General features: G+C 35.1%; 18 protein-coding genes. 7 read left to right on the top strand and 11 right to left on the bottom strand.

What is annotated here, in order from left to right:
- Nucleotides 1–4: 4 nt before the first annotated feature.
- From AC07VK_RS10615 to AC07VK_RS10565, 11 genes are all read right to left on the bottom strand, one after another.
- Nucleotides 5–1,096 carry a peptidase associated/transthyretin-like domain-containing protein gene (locus AC07VK_RS10615; RefSeq protein WP_492960293.1) on the bottom strand — a complete coding sequence of 364 codons (1,092 nt, stop codon included), beginning with the start codon at nucleotides 1,094–1,096 and terminating at the stop codon, nucleotides 5–7.
- A gap of 58 nt (nucleotides 1,097–1,154) precedes the next feature.
- Nucleotides 1,155–1,337, bottom strand: a complete 183-nt coding sequence (locus AC07VK_RS10610) for a hypothetical protein (RefSeq protein ID WP_121283822.1) — start codon at nucleotides 1,335–1,337, stop codon at nucleotides 1,155–1,157.
- 60 nt (nucleotides 1,338–1,397) lie between these two features.
- The gene (locus AC07VK_RS10605) at nucleotides 1,398–1,577 is read right to left on the bottom strand and encodes a hypothetical protein (protein WP_492954022.1); all 180 of its coding nucleotides are present in this window, start codon (nucleotides 1,575–1,577) and stop codon (nucleotides 1,398–1,400) included.
- A gap of 161 nt (nucleotides 1,578–1,738) precedes the next feature.
- A complete protein-coding gene (locus AC07VK_RS10600) occupies nucleotides 1,739–2,923 on the bottom strand; it encodes a peptidase associated/transthyretin-like domain-containing protein (protein WP_492960291.1) in 1,185 nt (394 codons plus the stop codon).
- Nucleotides 2,924–2,969: 46 nt separating this feature from the next.
- On the bottom strand, nucleotides 2,970–3,167 hold the full coding sequence (locus tag AC07VK_RS10595) for a hypothetical protein (RefSeq protein WP_492954024.1): 198 nt from the start codon (nucleotides 3,165–3,167) through the stop codon (nucleotides 2,970–2,972).
- 52 nt (nucleotides 3,168–3,219) lie between these two features.
- On the bottom strand, nucleotides 3,220–3,369 hold the full coding sequence (locus tag AC07VK_RS10590) for a class IIb bacteriocin, lactobin A/cerein 7B family (protein WP_492954025.1): 150 nt from the start codon (nucleotides 3,367–3,369) through the stop codon (nucleotides 3,220–3,222).
- A 94-nt stretch (nucleotides 3,370–3,463) separates the two neighbouring features.
- A complete protein-coding gene (locus AC07VK_RS10585) occupies nucleotides 3,464–3,772 on the bottom strand; it encodes a hypothetical protein (RefSeq protein ID WP_492954026.1) in 309 nt (102 codons plus the stop codon).
- Between the two features lie 17 nt (nucleotides 3,773–3,789).
- Nucleotides 3,790–5,991, bottom strand: coding sequence for a peptidase domain-containing ABC transporter (locus AC07VK_RS10580; protein ID WP_492960290.1), 2,202 nt, complete (start codon nucleotides 5,989–5,991; stop codon nucleotides 3,790–3,792).
- 78 nt (nucleotides 5,992–6,069) lie between these two features.
- Nucleotides 6,070–7,230: an HlyD family secretion protein gene (locus AC07VK_RS10575; protein ID WP_492960288.1), complete on the bottom strand. Its 1,161-nt coding sequence runs from the start codon at nucleotides 7,228–7,230 to the stop codon at nucleotides 6,070–6,072.
- 272 nt (nucleotides 7,231–7,502) lie between these two features.
- A complete protein-coding gene (locus AC07VK_RS10570; protein ID WP_492960286.1) occupies nucleotides 7,503–9,212 on the bottom strand; it encodes a peptidase associated/transthyretin-like domain-containing protein in 1,710 nt (569 codons plus the stop codon).
- 100 nt (nucleotides 9,213–9,312) lie between these two features.
- Nucleotides 9,313–9,546 carry a hypothetical protein gene (locus tag AC07VK_RS10565; RefSeq protein WP_492960285.1) on the bottom strand — a complete coding sequence of 78 codons (234 nt, stop codon included), beginning with the start codon at nucleotides 9,544–9,546 and terminating at the stop codon, nucleotides 9,313–9,315.
- A 307-nt stretch (nucleotides 9,547–9,853) separates the two neighbouring features.
- On the opposite strand from AC07VK_RS10565, the gene AC07VK_RS10560 reads away from it, so the two are divergent.
- The 7 genes from AC07VK_RS10560 (at nucleotide 9,854) to AC07VK_RS10530 (ending at nucleotide 17,248) form a co-directional block, all read left to right on the top strand.
- Nucleotides 9,854–10,006, top strand: coding sequence for a hypothetical protein (locus AC07VK_RS10560; RefSeq protein WP_492960283.1), 153 nt, complete (start codon nucleotides 9,854–9,856; stop codon nucleotides 10,004–10,006).
- A gap of 131 nt (nucleotides 10,007–10,137) precedes the next feature.
- Nucleotides 10,138–10,320 (top strand): hypothetical protein, encoded by a 183-nt coding sequence (locus tag AC07VK_RS10555; protein WP_492954032.1) that lies wholly within the window; start codon nucleotides 10,138–10,140, stop codon nucleotides 10,318–10,320.
- Between the two features lie 63 nt (nucleotides 10,321–10,383).
- The gene (locus tag AC07VK_RS10550; protein ID WP_492954033.1) at nucleotides 10,384–11,817 is read left to right on the top strand and encodes a S41 family peptidase; all 1,434 of its coding nucleotides are present in this window, start codon (nucleotides 10,384–10,386) and stop codon (nucleotides 11,815–11,817) included.
- Between the two features lie 338 nt (nucleotides 11,818–12,155).
- The gene (locus AC07VK_RS10545; protein ID WP_492960281.1) at nucleotides 12,156–12,941 is read left to right on the top strand and encodes a sensor histidine kinase; all 786 of its coding nucleotides are present in this window, start codon (nucleotides 12,156–12,158) and stop codon (nucleotides 12,939–12,941) included.
- The gene (locus tag AC07VK_RS10540) at nucleotides 12,941–13,666 is read left to right on the top strand and encodes a LytR/AlgR family response regulator transcription factor (RefSeq protein WP_492960279.1); all 726 of its coding nucleotides are present in this window, start codon (nucleotides 12,941–12,943) and stop codon (nucleotides 13,664–13,666) included. The genes AC07VK_RS10545 and AC07VK_RS10540 overlap by 1 nt, the downstream gene beginning before the upstream one ends.
- 370 nt (nucleotides 13,667–14,036) lie before the next feature.
- Nucleotides 14,037–15,671: an L-glutamate gamma-semialdehyde dehydrogenase gene (gene pruA, locus AC07VK_RS10535; RefSeq protein WP_492960277.1), complete on the top strand. Its 1,635-nt coding sequence runs from the start codon at nucleotides 14,037–14,039 to the stop codon at nucleotides 15,669–15,671.
- A gap of 68 nt (nucleotides 15,672–15,739) precedes the next feature.
- Complete coding sequence (locus AC07VK_RS10530) at nucleotides 15,740–17,248, top strand: sulfatase family protein (protein ID WP_492960275.1); 1,509 nt, start codon at nucleotides 15,740–15,742, stop codon at nucleotides 17,246–17,248.
- Nucleotides 17,249–17,271: the final 23 nt, after the last annotated feature.

The following is a 17,271-nucleotide window of genomic DNA, read 5'->3' as shown; positions in this document are numbered from 1 at the left end:
TAAACTAAAAGAACTTATGAACTGGTATTTCATGCTTGATTTTAAATTCGCTCAATTCATTACAATTCCCGGTTTGTTCGAGGTATTTTTCTAATCCACACTTATTAACATCAAAATTCCATTTATCTATATCTGCACCCATTTGATGGAAAACAAATATTTCATCATTTGTTGAATAGGAATTTCTGCCAATTACTTGCTTTGCACTTATAGATCCAGAAATGAGTTCATTATTTAGATAAGCGTAATCATAAAATAAAAAATGCTTTTTATTTACATATTGCTCGTAATACCGAGCTTGTTTTAATGAATTAGTTTTTTTATCCAAAATCCATAGGTAAGAAACCACAAGCTTTTCAGTTGCAGAAAGATTTCCTTTAACATTAATAACAGTATTAATACTATCAGATTTAATACTTTCTTCTGTAATATTCAACTTTACCAGCTCATAGAAATGATTTGGCAATAATCCCAAACGTAATTTAATTTGAGGATTACTCCCGTAAGTTACCTTCGGGCGGCTATTTGAGTTAATCGGATTACAAGCGTAATCGATATTTAATTTTACTTTTTTACTGCTGCCAGCTACAATAAGATCTTTTAAATCAGGACAATTCAGGTTTAGCAATCCTTCATTTAACAAGATAACTTTTTCGTTATTCCGAACAACAGACTGCCTCAAAAAAACCTTCGCGTTAAAAGCATTTGGATTTAATTGCAGAAAAGATACATTCAATATTGAATCAATTATTTTTCGTTTATTAAAACTTATTTGAACATCATCTAACTGGAATGTCTTTGGGGTTAAAACTATATTTTTCTGAAGTGAATCAGTTAAAACAAAAGTGGAAGCTTCGTAAAAAGGAAAGCTTACCTTCAATGTATCACCCAATTTTGCACCGGCTTCAAAATAACCAGATGCATCACTATTACCAACATGTTTGCCGGAAATTATTATTGAAGCGCCTGTTAAAGGTTCTTTACCATCAAAAACATGCCCTGTAAGGTAAAATGATTGCGCATTAACATTACCAGAGAATATAAAAAACAAAGTCGCTAAAAAAACATTTTTAACGTTACATATAAAGTTAAACATACGATAGTTGTAAGAGGAAATAAAAAGAGCAGGGCAAATACCTGCTCCTTTCGCTTAATTATTTTCCGTGTGCTCCGTCTGAGCCTAAGGTAAGGCCAATATTATCCTGTAACCAATGATAAGCATCATCCAAAGCATTACCAACTGCTTCGAAGGCTCTGCTAAACCAGCTTCCACCATCAATTGATTTCATTTCTGTTAAAGATAATTCTTCAACCTCATATTTTTTTAGATTTTTCATATTGTAATTTTTAATTGGTTTTAGGTATGCCATTTAGGCCATTGGGTTTATTTTAGTTATTTAAAGGTTTGAGGTGGGATCTGCACCTACCACATCGGTAACAATGTCGTGCACTACATCCAAAACAAATTCTTTTATCGAATTCCACGCCCTGCCAATCCAGCTGCCTCCTTCAATAAGAGATATCTCTGAGAGGCTCATCTCCTGAACATTTAAATGCTCTAGATTTAATTTTTTCATAATTTAGATTTTATTTAATTTACCTACTCGTTAAAGGCTTTTCGGTATACGCCTTTTTGTTGCAACAGTACTAAATTACTTTTGCCCACTCTATAAAAAAAGGAGTGGATTAATTAAAATCTTCTCCTAAACAGTATCATTTCTATAAACCTATCCTTAATTTAATTTCTTAGGGCAGCTCCTCTTGTAAACTGAAGATCAAGATCTCCGAATTTAGAGAAAGTGCTAAAAACATCATCAGGAAAATGAAGCCCAAACCGTATGTAGTATTCTTTCCAAATGTTAATATCATAACCTTTTAAATGATTAAACAAGTCCTGATTGTCTTTGGCATCGCTAAAATTATTAACTGTTTGAATTTTAGGATTTGATTTAAGGTTTATGCTTAACCCACCTACTGGTTGTCTTTCGGCACTCCATCCCGTAATAATCTCACTGGTTAGCTCAATATGATTTAGCTGTGGCCAGCCCTTTGTAATATCATATATCTCTTTCGTAAACCAACGCTTTTTAAAATCAGGAGATAATAGATTTCTTTCTAATGATTTTAATAAGTGTCCCTCACATGTTATGTAAATTACACCTCCACCAATCAAAAATTTAGCGTTCTTTGACACATTAACCTTTTGATGAAGGTTGAAAATAATTTTGTAACAGTTAATGCCATCTATATAAGCCTTCTCAACTAGTTTAAAATTAAATACTTTACTAGTAATTGTATTTTTAAAGAGATAGAATGGCTGTTGCACCGCAGCTCTTATATTTATACCATATCTCAGTTTTCTTAAGCCCTGATTTTTAACTTGCAAATTATCCAGCGTTCTGGCATTAATTAAATCCAAGTAAACCAACTTGTTTGGCATATCATCTATGCGAAAATTAAATACCCCTTCAGAAAACCGTTTGTAAATTCCATCCAGCTTTAAATATTGTCTACAAAACAAAATGCCAGAGACTTCGGTTGTATCCACTCCTTTTTTTAAGCAATCCTGCAACAGTTGATCTGTAAAATTTAATGCATTAACAGAAACCTCGTTTAATGATTGCTCACTTTCCTTTAAAACAATTTTCTGTAAGCCACTTTGGGTTAATGGAGCAAAAGTGGCTATATAGCCTATACAAGTTACATATAACGTATCAACAGTCTCTCGTTTGTTTACACTGATCATAAATCTGCCAGCCTCATTTGATATTGCTAATAGATTATTATTGAAATAAACAGACGCATAAGGAATACCTTCTCCTTTTGAATTGCCAATAAACCCAGCAAAACGTTGTTCCTGAGCCTTAACCTGTAAGAAAATGAAAAGAAAAAATATTATAATTTTATACTTTTGGTAATGCATTATGATGAGTTAAATAAGCAATAAGTCCGAAGACTTATCGCTTTAATTAATTTTGAGGAAAAATTGGTCCTGATCCTCCAGGTCCTGACACAGTACCTCCAGCAATCCCCTCTAAAATTTCTTCTCCCAGATCAGAAAGAAAGGCTTTAATTTCGTCCCATCTTCTAGACAGCCAACTTCCGCCCTCAATTTTTACCAGGTCATTTTTATTAAGTTCTGTTACAGAATAATCGTTTAGTTTCATAAATATTTTTGTGTTAGATAATGGTTATGTTTTTATTTTGTTTGATGATGTGTTAATCAACCCAAACATCTTTTGAAGCAACCAATGCTGCTAAAGCAATAATACCAGCAATGATAAGCGGCCAAAAACCTCCTGTAACATTACTCATTTCTTTGGTATCCATTTCCTGAACACTAAGATTTTCTAAATTTAAATTTTTCATAATTTAGTTTTTTTATTTAATAATCTACCTACTCTTTAAAGGCTTTTCGGTTTACGCCCTTTGTTGCAACACTACTAAATTACTTTTGCCCACTCTACAAAAAAAGGAGTGGATAATTTTGCTGATAAAAAAAACCAGCATTTATATTCATTAATTCCTGAGGCTTTAAAACCGTAAAATCGGCCCTAATATTTACTTCGAATGCCTGGGTATAATAATATGTTTGTAACTGCCGGGAGTATTCTATTGGGGCACCCATTAGTTTCAATTCATCTAATACCACGTATAATCTTGAGGTTGAAATTGATAACCTTCTTGCTAAATTTTCAGGAGCACCCGTACGGCTTTCTTTTATCAGTTTATGGATAATCTTAATGCGATCGATGTATTCTAATAGTTTCATAGTAAAACTGATGAGGATTAAATGCTATCTCTTACAAACTCTAGTGCGGGTGTTATCAAACTTGGTAGGTCATCATCGCCAAATTGCTGTTTCCATAAATTGGCGTAATGGCCATTTGCCATCATCATTTCAGTATGACTCCCCTCTTCTACAACCTTTCCTTTATCTAATACAATAATCTGATCGGCTTTTCTAATCGTAGGTAACCGATGCGCAATGATGATGATTGTTTTCTTTTGCATCCTCAACAAATCTATTGTTCGTTGCACATACTGCTCCGAGGCTGAATCTAAAGAGGAAGTGGCTTCATCTAGAATTAAAATTTCAGGATTACGGTACAGTGCCCTTGCTATTGCAATCCTTTGCTTTTGTCCGCCTGACAAAGAGGCTCCATTTTCGCCTAAGTAAGTCTGAAAACCTTCTGGCAAAGCTTCAATAAAATCGATAATCCCCAGTTGTGTACAAATACTAATAATCTGTTGCATATTGGGTTCATAATCGCCAATGGCAATATTTTCGATTACATTTCCTGCAAAAAGGTCAATTTTTTGCGGCACAACGCTTAGCAAATTTCTTAAAGAGGCGTTGTTCAAATACTTAAGCGCATGATTACCGATAAAAATATTGCCTGATTGTATGGGATAAATATTTTGAAGTAATGACATTAAGGTAGACTTCCCAGATCCGCTCTCTCCTACAATTGCAGTAAAACTTCCAACCTTAATTTTTAGGTTTAAATCATCAAACACATTTACACGACTGCCATACCTAAAAGCGACATGTTCGAACCTGATATCGCCCATTAATTCTTTCGTAAGGAAAATGCTCGACGAATTTTGTTCAATCTCCAGGTCCATAATTTCGAACAAACGATCAGAGGCGATCATGGCATCCTGGATAGATTTATTTGCTCCAATTAAGGAAGTAGCCGGGCCAGTAAAATAACCAATGAGGGTATAGAAAGAAAATAATTCCCCAGGGGTAATTTCGCCATCTAAAACATAACCTGCACCCACCCAAAGCAAAATAATAGTGAGCATACGGGCAATAACCTCGGTAGATGTTCCGGAAAAAACTGAATTTAATCCTGATTTATAAATTGTTCTGAGCAGACCAATAAAATGAGTTTCTGTTTTTTCGTTGGTAAACCTTTCAAGGCCAAATCTTTTAATTGTGGCTACATTATTTAAGCCCTCAACCAATTGCGATTCCAACTCGGCCGACTCCTCCATCAACTTCCTTTGCATTTTCTTGTTTAGTTTATTGCTGATGAAATAAATCAATAAATACAATGGAATAACAGCCAACATTATTAAGGCAAGTTTCCAATAATAACTGAACATTAAAATAAAAGAGAATACAACAATAAAGCCGTTTACAACCAGGTTAATGGAAACATCGTTGATAAAAGCCCTTATTTTAACGGCATCGTTTACCCTTGAGATAATTTCGCCCACCCGCATGGTATCGAAAAACTGTTGAGGCAGTTTTAAGAGGTGTTTATAGTAGCCCAATATCAACCGGGCATCTATCTGCTGCCCCGTACGGATTGTAAAAATGGTTTTAGCCGTTCCAATAAATAATTGCAGCGCTAAAATGGCCACCATCATTAAGCTCATTAAATTAAGCAGGTTCCGATTACCTTCTACCAAAACATGGTCGGTTATTTTTTGAACAAAAACTGAGGTAGATAGTCCAAGTATGGTATAAATCAAAGCACCAAAAAGTGCCTGCGTTACAATACTTTTATGCGGTTTAATCAGGTTCCAAAAACGGCTTCTGGTATCAACCTTTTCATTGCCTTGCTTAAAATCCTCATCAGGTAACAACAGAACCAGTACGCCTGTCCATTCACTTGTAAATTCATCAATAGTTTTGCGGTGTTTTTTCCCATCACCCGGGTCCATTACTTCAATGTATTTATCGGTTACGCCATAAATAACTACATAATGCTGCAATTGTTTCTTTACCACCACATGCGCAATAGCGGGCAATGGAATTTTAGAAAGACTATCTAAACCGCCCTTTACGCCTTTTGCTTCAAACCCCAGTTTATTTGCAGCTTCTATCAAACCTAAAACATTGGTTCCTTTTTGATCGGTGCTGGCCAATTGGCGGATGCGTGCAACGGGCATTTTTAATTTATAAAACGCAGCTATAGATGCCAAACAAGCGGCGCCACAATCGGTAATATCGCGTTGTTTTATTAGTGTAGACATTAGAAGAGAGATGTGAGATTTGAGACTGGAGAACTGAAATTGGTGATTTGCGTGTTTTCGGCTTTGGTCTTTAAGCTTTTAGCTTTTAACTCCGTTTGGATTTAACCAATCATCAACTTTATCATAAAGTAATTGATACAAGTTTCGTTCTGCAATGGTAAAGTGTGCATTAAAGGTCATCCCCTTTTTTACCTGCCCTTTATAACCATTTTTTAACTTTAAATAATCCTTGTCCAGTTTACACTTTACTTTAAAATAAGGGCTTTGATTAATCAATATAATATCATCAGAAATGTCGGCTACTACACCAGCAAGCAAGCCCCATTGGTTATAGTTAAAAGCATCGATCTGAAACCTGACGGTTTGACCAGCTTTAATTAAACCGATGTCAGCAGGTTTAATATAACAAATGGCCAGCAAAGCACTATCAGGCGATATCTCGCCAATTTTCTGATTGGCGGCAATGAACGAACCCAATTGTAAACCTGATAGATTTTGCACCGTTCCGGACACTCCTGCGGTTAAATGATATAATTTCTCCTGCTCGGTTAGCTGGATTTTCTGGCCAGCGAGATCTTTTAATTCTTTTCTATACTGATTAGATTCTGTTTGCCACTGCGTTTTGTACTTTTTAGCCACCAAATTAAAATCAGAGCGCGCCTGATCGTAGTTAAACTTATATTGCTCATACTCTGCTTCGGTAACAACCTTCTTGCTATACAATGTTTCATACCTTTTATAAATTTTGTAGGCCTGTTCGCGTGCATTTAGTGCATTTTGAATCTGTTCCGCGTATTGTTGCCAGCTTGCTGCATACAGGCCGGTTTGCAATGCAGGTTGCCCTGCATTGCTTAAGTCGACCAGTTTTAGAACGAGGAGCGCATCATTTAACAATTTTTTTAATTCACCGGAACGATTATTCAAAATCACATTTTGTGTTTCAGGTATAGTAGGATCTATATTTAAAAGGAGCTGGCCTTTCTTAATTTTTTTGTTATCGGTTAAATTAATCAAGGTAATTTTCCCTGCCACTGGTGCCAGCAGTTCTGTTCTTTCGATATTACTCTGTAAAGAACCATTCCCTTTAATGCTTACTGTTGTGTAAATAAAAGGTAGTGCGGCAAAAGCAACAAGCGTGAATAATATGGTGGCAGAATAAATAATTTGTGTCCGCACCTTGGTATGGTGTAAAAAAATGATGGAATTATCTTCAAAATTGGCGTCTTCTATAAAGGGCATAATCATCAATTAGCTTGGTTAAGACCAAGTTTGCAATTATTAAATTATGTCAGAAAAAAGATACACGAAAAGGGAGATTGTAGGGATGAAAATGTTTTTGACCTTTAGAAAATAAAAAACCGATAGATGCACAAATAGGCATTATCGGCTAAAAATATTTCAATCGTATTAAGCTTTCTAAGCATTAATCTATATCACATCTAATTAAATATAGCCCTTTACTCAAATACAGTTTAAATTAATTTGAATTTTTAATAGGAATCAGCCCTCTGTTATTTCTTAAATATAATGCCTAGCCCTATAGCATAATGGCTAGGGGTAATACTTAGGGTATTTAGAATAGTGTTATTTAGACCAGAGTTAAATCCTGAAGATAAAAATATTGCTTTTTTGTGGGTTAACTCATAGGATAGCCTTAGCCCATAATTAAAAGTATTATTGCGGACTTTACCTTCATGATAACTAACAACTATCTGTTCAAAACCAGCGTAAGGTGTAAATGTTAAATTTCTTGAATTTTTATTCAAAATAAAATCGTTTGAAATATTCAAATTATAGGTAGAAAGATTGATATGTTTATCGTTACGCAGGTTCGTATTTACCTGAAATCCTAAAAATAGATTTTTATACAATCTATAATTAATGCCTACTCCAAGGCCATAATTAATGCTTTCTGAAACGTGGTAAAATTGATCTTTTATTAATACGGGAAATTTTGTCAAGCCTAATGCGGTACGCACATTATCTTTATTAAAATAGTCAAATATCCTTCTTCCAAACTGTCTCTTTATTTTTTGATTATCTAAATTAGCTATTCCATTATTACTTTTGATTGTATCAAGCGATTCACTGGATAATCTTTCCATTCGCCCATCCTTTTCGGCTTTTTGAAACAAACGACGATTATTCTCCCATTCCTCATTATTTCCGGGTTTATTAATTAATAAAACATCATCCCGATGTTGAACAATATCTTTATATGAAATCTTATCCACATTTATGCTATCGATTTCGGTTCTAATAAAATCAACTGTAGTGTGAGGTGACTCTTTTTTCAATTCGGACGAAGCGAAAGTGTGGGTTTCTTTTAAGTACCACTTCTCCCCTATTTTTTCATAAGCAACCCGATAATTTAATATTTTAAGAGGCAAAAAGCCAACCCTAACCAGGTTGTAAGTATATGTGTTTGCGGCAACAAATGCATAGGTGGCTGTATCTATGTACAATGTTGCCTGGATTTTATCATATTGCTTACTGGTATCACGTGTTGTTATATTAATTACAAATACTTTATGATTATCATACATCTCCTTACCTGCAAGTAAATAATCAAACTTCTTTTTTTTAACAATTTTATGTAGGATATAATTATTATGAGCAATATCCTGAAAATCAACTACATTGTAGTTCGATGTATGCTTCAGATACTTAAGAGTTTTATCATACAACGTATCCATTCGATTTTGCACCACAGCAACCGTGGTTTTTTCATTTGAATCGTAAGCTGGTACATAAGCTTTTATTAAAGCATCCGATTTAAAATATTCAGACTGGTTACGCCATGATTGTGTTCTCAATATTCCTTTGATAATAATAGGCTTATTGGGGTAGTTGTAAACAATTCTTTTAATTGCTTTTTTTATAATATCACCCCCTGCTCCAATTATAACTTCCTGTAATTCAGTGCTGCTTTCGGTTAATTTAACATCATAAAAATGGTTAGCTTGATATATTAAACGAATATCAAAATAGCCTACATGACTAAAGTTTATTCCAAGCGCTGTTAAAGTCTTTAATGGAGCAGTTATTTCAAAAGAACCATCATGATCTGTACGTGCATATACATTACCTACTTTTACGGTCGCTCCTGATAATTTTATGTTATTTTTTGCATCTACTACCCTACCTTTTAAAGTTACGGATTGTGTATAAGCATTGCTTGATACTAATAATAAAAGATAAATTATAAGTGTAAATTTCATATTTAACAATAAGTGATCTGAAGAATTATTTTAAAAATAGATAAAGAAGGAATTGGATATAATTTAAAATTATTTCCAATTCCTAATTAATATTAGTCAATTAGATTGGAATAATAGCTGCACCGGCTCCGGCGCCAATTAATCCTGCGGTAAACCAGTTATCGCTACCAGATACCACCTCACCATTTATGGTAACCTCGCCAGAAACAAGAGCAAGAGTGGCACCAACAACAAAACCAATTAGCGCTCCAAAAATGCCACCGCCTACAGTTTCATTTATTTCCTTAGCATCCATCTCCTGAACACCGAAGTCTTGTAATTTTAAATTTTTCATTTTAGTTTTTTTAAGTTTATTCCCTACTCTTTTAAGGCTTTTCAGGTTCCGCCTATGTTGGCCTAACATGAAACAAGTATTGGACATTAAATTTCAATCAAAAAAAAAGATACACTAAAAGGCTTTTTATAGGGATAAAAGAGATATAACATCGAAATAGTTCAATATTGAATCAAACTGGCGCCAATTAGATCTTACATTAAACTACACAGAAGGTAATACAAATATGTATTTTAAAATAGTTTATCCTTTAAGTATAAATATCGACTATAATTGTAATTGAAAACTATGAAAAAAATTATCCCAAATGCCCTGTAATTTCTTCAATTTAATTTACCCGGCAGCCAGATTAATGCGTGCAGGCAATGATGGGGCCGATTTAGGCATTAAACCGGATATAGCTATACCAGCAGATGGTACCGATTGGGTTGGCTATTTAAAGAAGTATAAAACTAAATAACAGTCATCGTTTAAGACCTACAATCTATTGGTTTGGTACAGATAAACGACCGTTTGGTGTATATTTTTTGGCTATTGAATTCAGAAATAACACTTTTAAACACATTTAATTAACTATCTAATATTACAATTATGAAAAACAAAAAATTAGAAAAAAAGACTTTGTTTGTTTTTAAGAAAAACAACCTTACCAATTTGACAAAAGAGCAAATGAGAAAAATTTATGGAGGGGAGACAACAAATGGGGCCGGAGGAGACTTGTCTACAAATCATGGGTGCGTAGAGCAAAAAACGTTAGTCACAATAAGTGATTAAAATTCTAAATAAGCCTCTCCAAACTACTGCCCGCTAATAAATACTTAATAAGATTAAAGTAAAATGCCATATTATTTAAAAAACCTTCTTTTAATAATCCTTCTAATTATAAATTTCTCGGCTAATGCGCAAAATTGTAATTGCGGAGAAAATTTCAAATTTATGGTGGAAAAAATCCAGAAAAATTATGTTGGTTATAATGACAAAATTAAACCTTCTAATCGAGGAAAATTTTCTTTTTTTACGGATAGCCTTCAAAAGGTAGCAAATAACGCAGGTGATTATCAATGTCTACCCATTTTTAGAGAATGGATTTCTTATTTTAATGATAAACATCTTAGTATTATTTATAATGATTCACATTTTAACAAAGATCAAATAAGAAAATATTATTCAAATGAAGAAAAAACGGATTGGTCTAAGGCTTCTTTGAGTGCTTATCTAGCTTCAAATTCAACTGACCAAATTGAAGGCATTTGGAATAGTTACACAGGAACTTATCAGATTGGAATTGTTAAGGATAAAAATGATACTAAAAAATTTATTGGCTTTATCATTAAAGCGGATGGAGTAAGATGGGTTGAGCAACAAATCAAACTAAAAATTACAAAAAAGGATAATCAATACTTTTTAGATTATTTTAAGGCAAGTGATCATTCGATCACACAAATACCATTTAATAAGCTGGGGGATACTTTAACTATGGGTGAAGGGATGAATGCTAAATGGTATAAAAGCTCTGTTAATATTTCACAATTATCAAATAAGAGTGCAGATAAAGATCTTCCGCCAAGCTTTAAAGTTTTAGATAATAAAACTTGTCTATTTGAAATGCCTACATATGCTTCACTAGATTATGTAACTACTGTTGATAGCCTCATTAAAGAAAATGCAAGTATCTTAAGGAAAAGTGATCATTTGATAATTGATCTTCGTAATAATTTTGGAGGTTCTATACTCGTTTACAAGAAATTAATCCCTTATTTATATACCAATCCAATTTTAACAGAGGGCGGTAGTGTACTTGCAACAGAGGATAATATCCGTGATTATTATTCAGATATCCCAACTAATGTTTCAGATAGTATGAAAAAGATATTCACTAAGAATCTAAATCTGCTAAAAAATCATGTTGGTGAAATTTATAATTTATATCCTGTGGATACCATTATCTTAGCTAAAAAACTTAGTTATCCAAAAACTGTCTCCATATTGATTAATCGCAACACATCTAGTGCTGCTGAACTTTTCCTTTTAGAAGCAAAGCAAAGTTCTAAAGTAAAGGTTTTTGGAACCAATTCTTCAGGTGCTATAGACTATCTTGAGGTTGTGCGAACAAAAATGCCTTGTGGCTTTTACACAATTGGCTATTCAGCCGCCAAATCTAATCGTTTACCAGATAATCCCTTAGATAATGTTGGGATCAAACCTGATATCGAAATACCTAATAATGTAGTCGATTGGGTAAAATTTATCAGAAATTATAAAAAGAAGTAATGTCAAACAAAAAAAATATATTTATATATCATATTATTTTTTGGCTAGGCTATATGTCATTAAGTAGTTTGATGGAATTTGCTGGAGATCCAAAAAATTATTTTTTTAGTATCCCAGATTTTATTTTCACGCAATTTCCTAATATCTGTACCTTTTATTTGAGTCTTTTAGTATATTCAAAGTATGTAAGCCCAGTTAAAATTCTGCCACTAATATCGGGGTTTATTTTGGTATATCTTTTCTCGTCTTTTAATTGGTATGTGACTGGTTATCATATAAGACCTCTCGTGCGCGCCAATGGAGACCCAACGCCTCCATTTGTTTTTTGGCGGCATTTAATGGGTACATTTTGGGTATTTATTAGATATTCGACATTAGCTTTTGGTTATTATTATGCCAGAGAAGGGATAAAATATCAAAAAAAACTACGCCTCATCGAAAAAGAAAAACATGAAGCAGAATATGCTTTTCTCCGTGCACAGATTAACCCACACTTTTTAAATAACACGCTTAATTTCTTTTTCGCAAAGTCTTTACCCTTATCAGAAGAATTGGCCAACGGGATCATGACGCTTAGTGAAATCATGCGCTATTCCCTAGAAATGGATAAAGATGATCGCATGACTTTAATAGATGAAGAAATCGAGCACATTAAAAATGTAATTAAAATTAATCAACTTCGTTTCAATAATAAGTTACAGATCGATTTTAATGTGAATGGAAATACCGATAATGTAAGACTGATTCCATTAATTCTAATTACCATTGTAGAGAATATCTTAAAACATGGCGATTGTACAGATAATTTGCATCCGGTTAAAATAGCCCTAAACATTAACGAAATTGATCATCATATCCATTTAAACACCTGGAACAAAAAGAAAAAAGGGCCTAAAGAACTCTCGAGTGGTATAGGTATGGAAAACATAAAAAAACGCCTTATTAATCATTACAATAAAGGCTTTGCTTTAAGTATTGACGAAACCGAACTCGATTATAGCCTCGAGTTAGTTTTACCTTATAATAAAGCGACCGATCATCAAGAAAAACCAAGTTCATCTGATAATTTAGGCTTTTTAGAGCATTTCAAGTTACCGCAAATTAAACCTCAACCATACGCCTAATGATTAACTGCATCATTGTTGATGACGAAGACCATGCCATTGAAGTAATACAACATTACCTTAAATCCGTTGCCGCAATACAGATCACCGCAACATTTACCAATCCGATTGATGCCCTGAGTTTTTTAAGCTGCAACCCGGTAGATCTCATTTTTCTGGATATTCATATGCCAGAGATATCGGGCATTGATTTCATCCAAACGATGAACAACAAAGATGTACAGGTGATACTTACTACTGCCTATAAAGAGTTTGCCACTGCCGGTTTTGATCTTGATGTAGTTGATTATTTAGTTAAACCTATCCCCTTGCCCCGTTTTTTACAAGCCATCAACAAGGCTCAAAAGATTATTAACACTAAAAAAGTTCATACCCCCGTGAAGCACCAGGATGACGATTATTTCATGGTTAAAACTGAGGCTAAAGGTAAAATGCTGAAAATTAATATTGCCGAAATTGACTTCGTTGAAGGCATGAAAAATTATATTGCTTTCCATCACAATGGGATTAGAACGCTTGCACTCCTAACCATGAAAGATGCAGAGGAAAGATTGCCCAAAACGCAATTTATCCGGGTGCAGAAATCGTTTATAGTGGCGCTTAATAAAATCACCTCCATTGATGGAAACAGGATTATTTTAAAAGGCATTTCTGCTGAAATATTGATAGGAGAAACTTACCGTAAAGATTTTTTAGATATGATGAAACAAAAGCTGCTTTTGTAACCAGTGTTGACAACTTTCTCGCCGCCTTATCAGTAAAGTTGTCAAATCTTATTATAAAATCTAAACTAACCATATTTCCGTGCAGTCAGATGTTACCATCTGACTGGTAATACGTAAATCTAATTAACCAGCGTTGGTTGGTAACAACCGACACCACAAAGGGCAAAAAAATGTATAAATAAATCTGTGGTTAAAAAACCTTTTACATCTTAAACCCCACACTACCCATATTTTAACCTCAATACCCTCAAAATTAACCACTACCTAAACCCATCAACACAGTCAAACGTTTGCTCTATTTTCTTTACAGAATAATAGAATTGCCTACCCCAAAAAGCATTATCTTTGTCCAAATCATAAAAAATAAAATATGCTTAAAGGATTTTTTAACGTACCCACTCCGGTAAACGAACCTATATTAAATTATGGCACAGGCAGTAAAGAACGTGCACTTTTAAAAGAAGCACTTGCAGAGGCACGCTCACACCAACAAGACATTCCGATGTATATTGGCGGCAAACAAGTTCATACCCAAAAAAAGGGGAAAGTTGTTCCACCACACGATCACCAACATATTTTAGCTCAATTTAGCATTGGCGACAAAACGCATATTACACAAGCTATTGATGCTGCTTTAGCGGCAAAAGAAGATTGGGAAAACCTAGCCTGGGAACACCGTGCTGCAATTTTCTTAAAAGCTGCCGACCTAATTGCAGGTAAATACCGTTATAAATTAAATGCTGCAACCATGCTTGGCCAAAGCAAAAATGCCTACCAGGCTGAAATTGATGCAGCATGTGAGCTTATCGATTTCTTACGTTTTAACGTAAGCTACATGGTAGATATTTACAAACAACAACCTCCTGTTTCTCCTCGTGGAAGCTGGAACCGTGTTGAACAACGCCCATTGGAAGGCTTTGTTTTCGCCCTTACTCCTTTCAACTTTACTGCAATTGCTGCTAATTTACCGGCATCGGCAGCTATGATGGGTAATGTTGTGGTTTGGAAACCTGCTGATACACAAGTTTACGCGGCTAACCTTTTAATGGAAATTTTCCGTGAAGCAGGTGTGCCTGATGGCGTAATTAACTTAGTATATGCTGATGGCCCTGAAACGGGTGAAGTGATTTTTAACCACCCGGATTTTGCAGGTATCCACTTTACAGGCTCTACAAAAGTTTTTCAGGAAATCTGGAAAACAATTGGAACAAACATCCACAAATACAAATCGTATCCGCGTATTGTTGGCGAAACCGGTGGTAAAGATTTTATCCTGGTTCACCCATCTGCACAAACAAAAGCAGCAAGTACGGCAATTGTTCGTGGTGCTTTCGAATACCAGGGACAAAAATGTTCAGCGGCGAGTCGTGTTTATATTGCAGAAAGCCTTTGGCCAGAAATTAAAGAGCAGATGTTAACTGATCTTGCCAGCTTTAAAATGGGTGGAACAGAAGATTTTGGCAACTTTATTAATGCCGTTATCGATGAGCGTTCTTTTGATAAATTGGCAAAATACATTGATCAGGCTAAAAAAGATAAAGGAGTTGAAGTTATTGCTGGTGGAAATTATGATAAGAGCAAAGGTTATTTCATCGAACCAACTGTTTTAGTGGTTGATGATCCAAAATATACAACCATGTGCGAAGAGTTGTTCGGTCCTGTTTTAACGGTCTATGTTTACGCAGATAAAAATTTCGACCAGATTTTAGAAGTAATCGATACTACCTCGCCTTATGCCTTAACTGGTGCTTTAATAGCACAAGATAGATATGCAATTGAAAAAGCAAGTCATGCGCTACGCAATTCGGCCGGTAACTTCTACATCAACGATAAGTGTACAGGTGCTGTTGTAGGTCAACAGCCATTTGGCGGCGCAAGAGGCTCCGGCACAAATGATAAAGCGGGCTCAATGATCAATTTATTGCGTTGGGTTTCTCCTCGCACCATTAAAGAGGTTTTCGAATCGCCAACTGATTACCGTTACCCATTCTTAGCAGAAGATTAATATTAAATATAAGGCCAAGCATGATTGTTTGGCCTTTTTTATGCCTAACCGGATATCCTTTTCTAACCATGAACCACAAATTTTTATTATCCCTCCTTATTGGCCTCGCCAGCTTTAACTTTTACGCTACCGCACAAAAGAAACCCAATGTAATTATCATCTATGCCGACGATTTAGGTTACGGCGACCTCAGCTGTTACGGCGCAACAAAAATTAAAACCCCAAATATCGACGCCCTGGCAAAGCAAGGGCTGCGATTTACCAATGGTCACGCAACCGCATCTACTTGTACGCCTTCGCGTTATTCTTTAATGACTGGAAGATATGCATGGCGTAAAAAAGGAACAGGTGTATTGCCAGGCGATGCTGCATTGATTATCCCAACAGATAATAGTGCTCTACCTTCAATTTTCCAGCAAGCTGGCTATAAAACAGGTCTTGTTGGCAAATGGCACTTAGGCTTGGGCAATGCAGTAGAAAAAGACTGGAACAAAGAAGTAAAGCCCGGGCCAAAAGAAGTAGGTTTTGATTATTCCTTTATTTTCCCGGCTACGGCCGATAGGGTACCAACTGTTTTTATGGAGAATCAATTGGTTGTAGGTTTAGACCCTAAAGATCCGATTACAGTTGATTATAAAAATCCAATCGGTACCGATCCAACAGGGAAAGACCATCCAGAACTGTTGAAAATGCCTGCTGAAGCCAATCATGGGCACAACCAAACCATTGTAAATGGCATTGGCCGCATTGGTTATATGCAGGGAGGCAAACTTGCCCGCTGGACCGATGAGGAGATTCCGTTTACCTTTTTAACCAAAGCAAAAAATTTTATCGAAGATCATGAACAGGAACCTTTTTTCCTCTATTATGCGTTAACAGAACCGCATGTACCACGCTTATCTGCCACTATGTTTAAAGGGAAAAGTGAATTGGGCAATCGTGGTGATGTAATTTTACAACTCGATTGGGCGGTTGGCGAAATAACAAAACAACTAAAATACCTTGGCCTTGATAAAAATACGATGATCATTTTCAGTAGCGACAATGGCCCTGTAATTATGGATGGCTACGAAGATCAAGGTTTCGAAAAATTAAACGGCCATAAACCTGCAGGTAGTTTACGCGGAGGCAAATACAGCATTTTAGAAGGCGGCACACGCGAACCTTTTATTATTTCGTGGCCCGCACAAATCAGACCGGGCGTTTCTGGAGCCTTAGTTTCACAGATTGATTTTTTGGCCTCGTTTGCCAGCTTTTTCAATGTAGAAAGCAAAAATGCAATTGACAGTAAAAATGTGTGGAGTGCTTTTACCGGAAGAGACCAAAAAGGCCGTGATTTTTTTATCGAACAGAGTAATCAACTGGCAATTGTTAAAGATAACTGGAAATATATCAGGCCATCAAAGGGAGAAGCTTTTTACAAACTTACCCATACCGATAGTGGAAACCTGCCCATAGTGCAACTGTATAATTTAAATGATGATCTGGGTGAAAAGAACAACCTTGCATTAAAATACCCGGAAAAGGTGAAAGAATTGGAAACTTTATTAAGTACTGAAGAAGCGAAAACTAGATAAAACAGATCAGTTGTTCGATTTCC

This window comes from Pedobacter sp. GW821-FHT01D05 (genome assembly GCF_059422505.1).
This window is presented reverse-complemented; position numbering and strand designations above follow the sequence as displayed.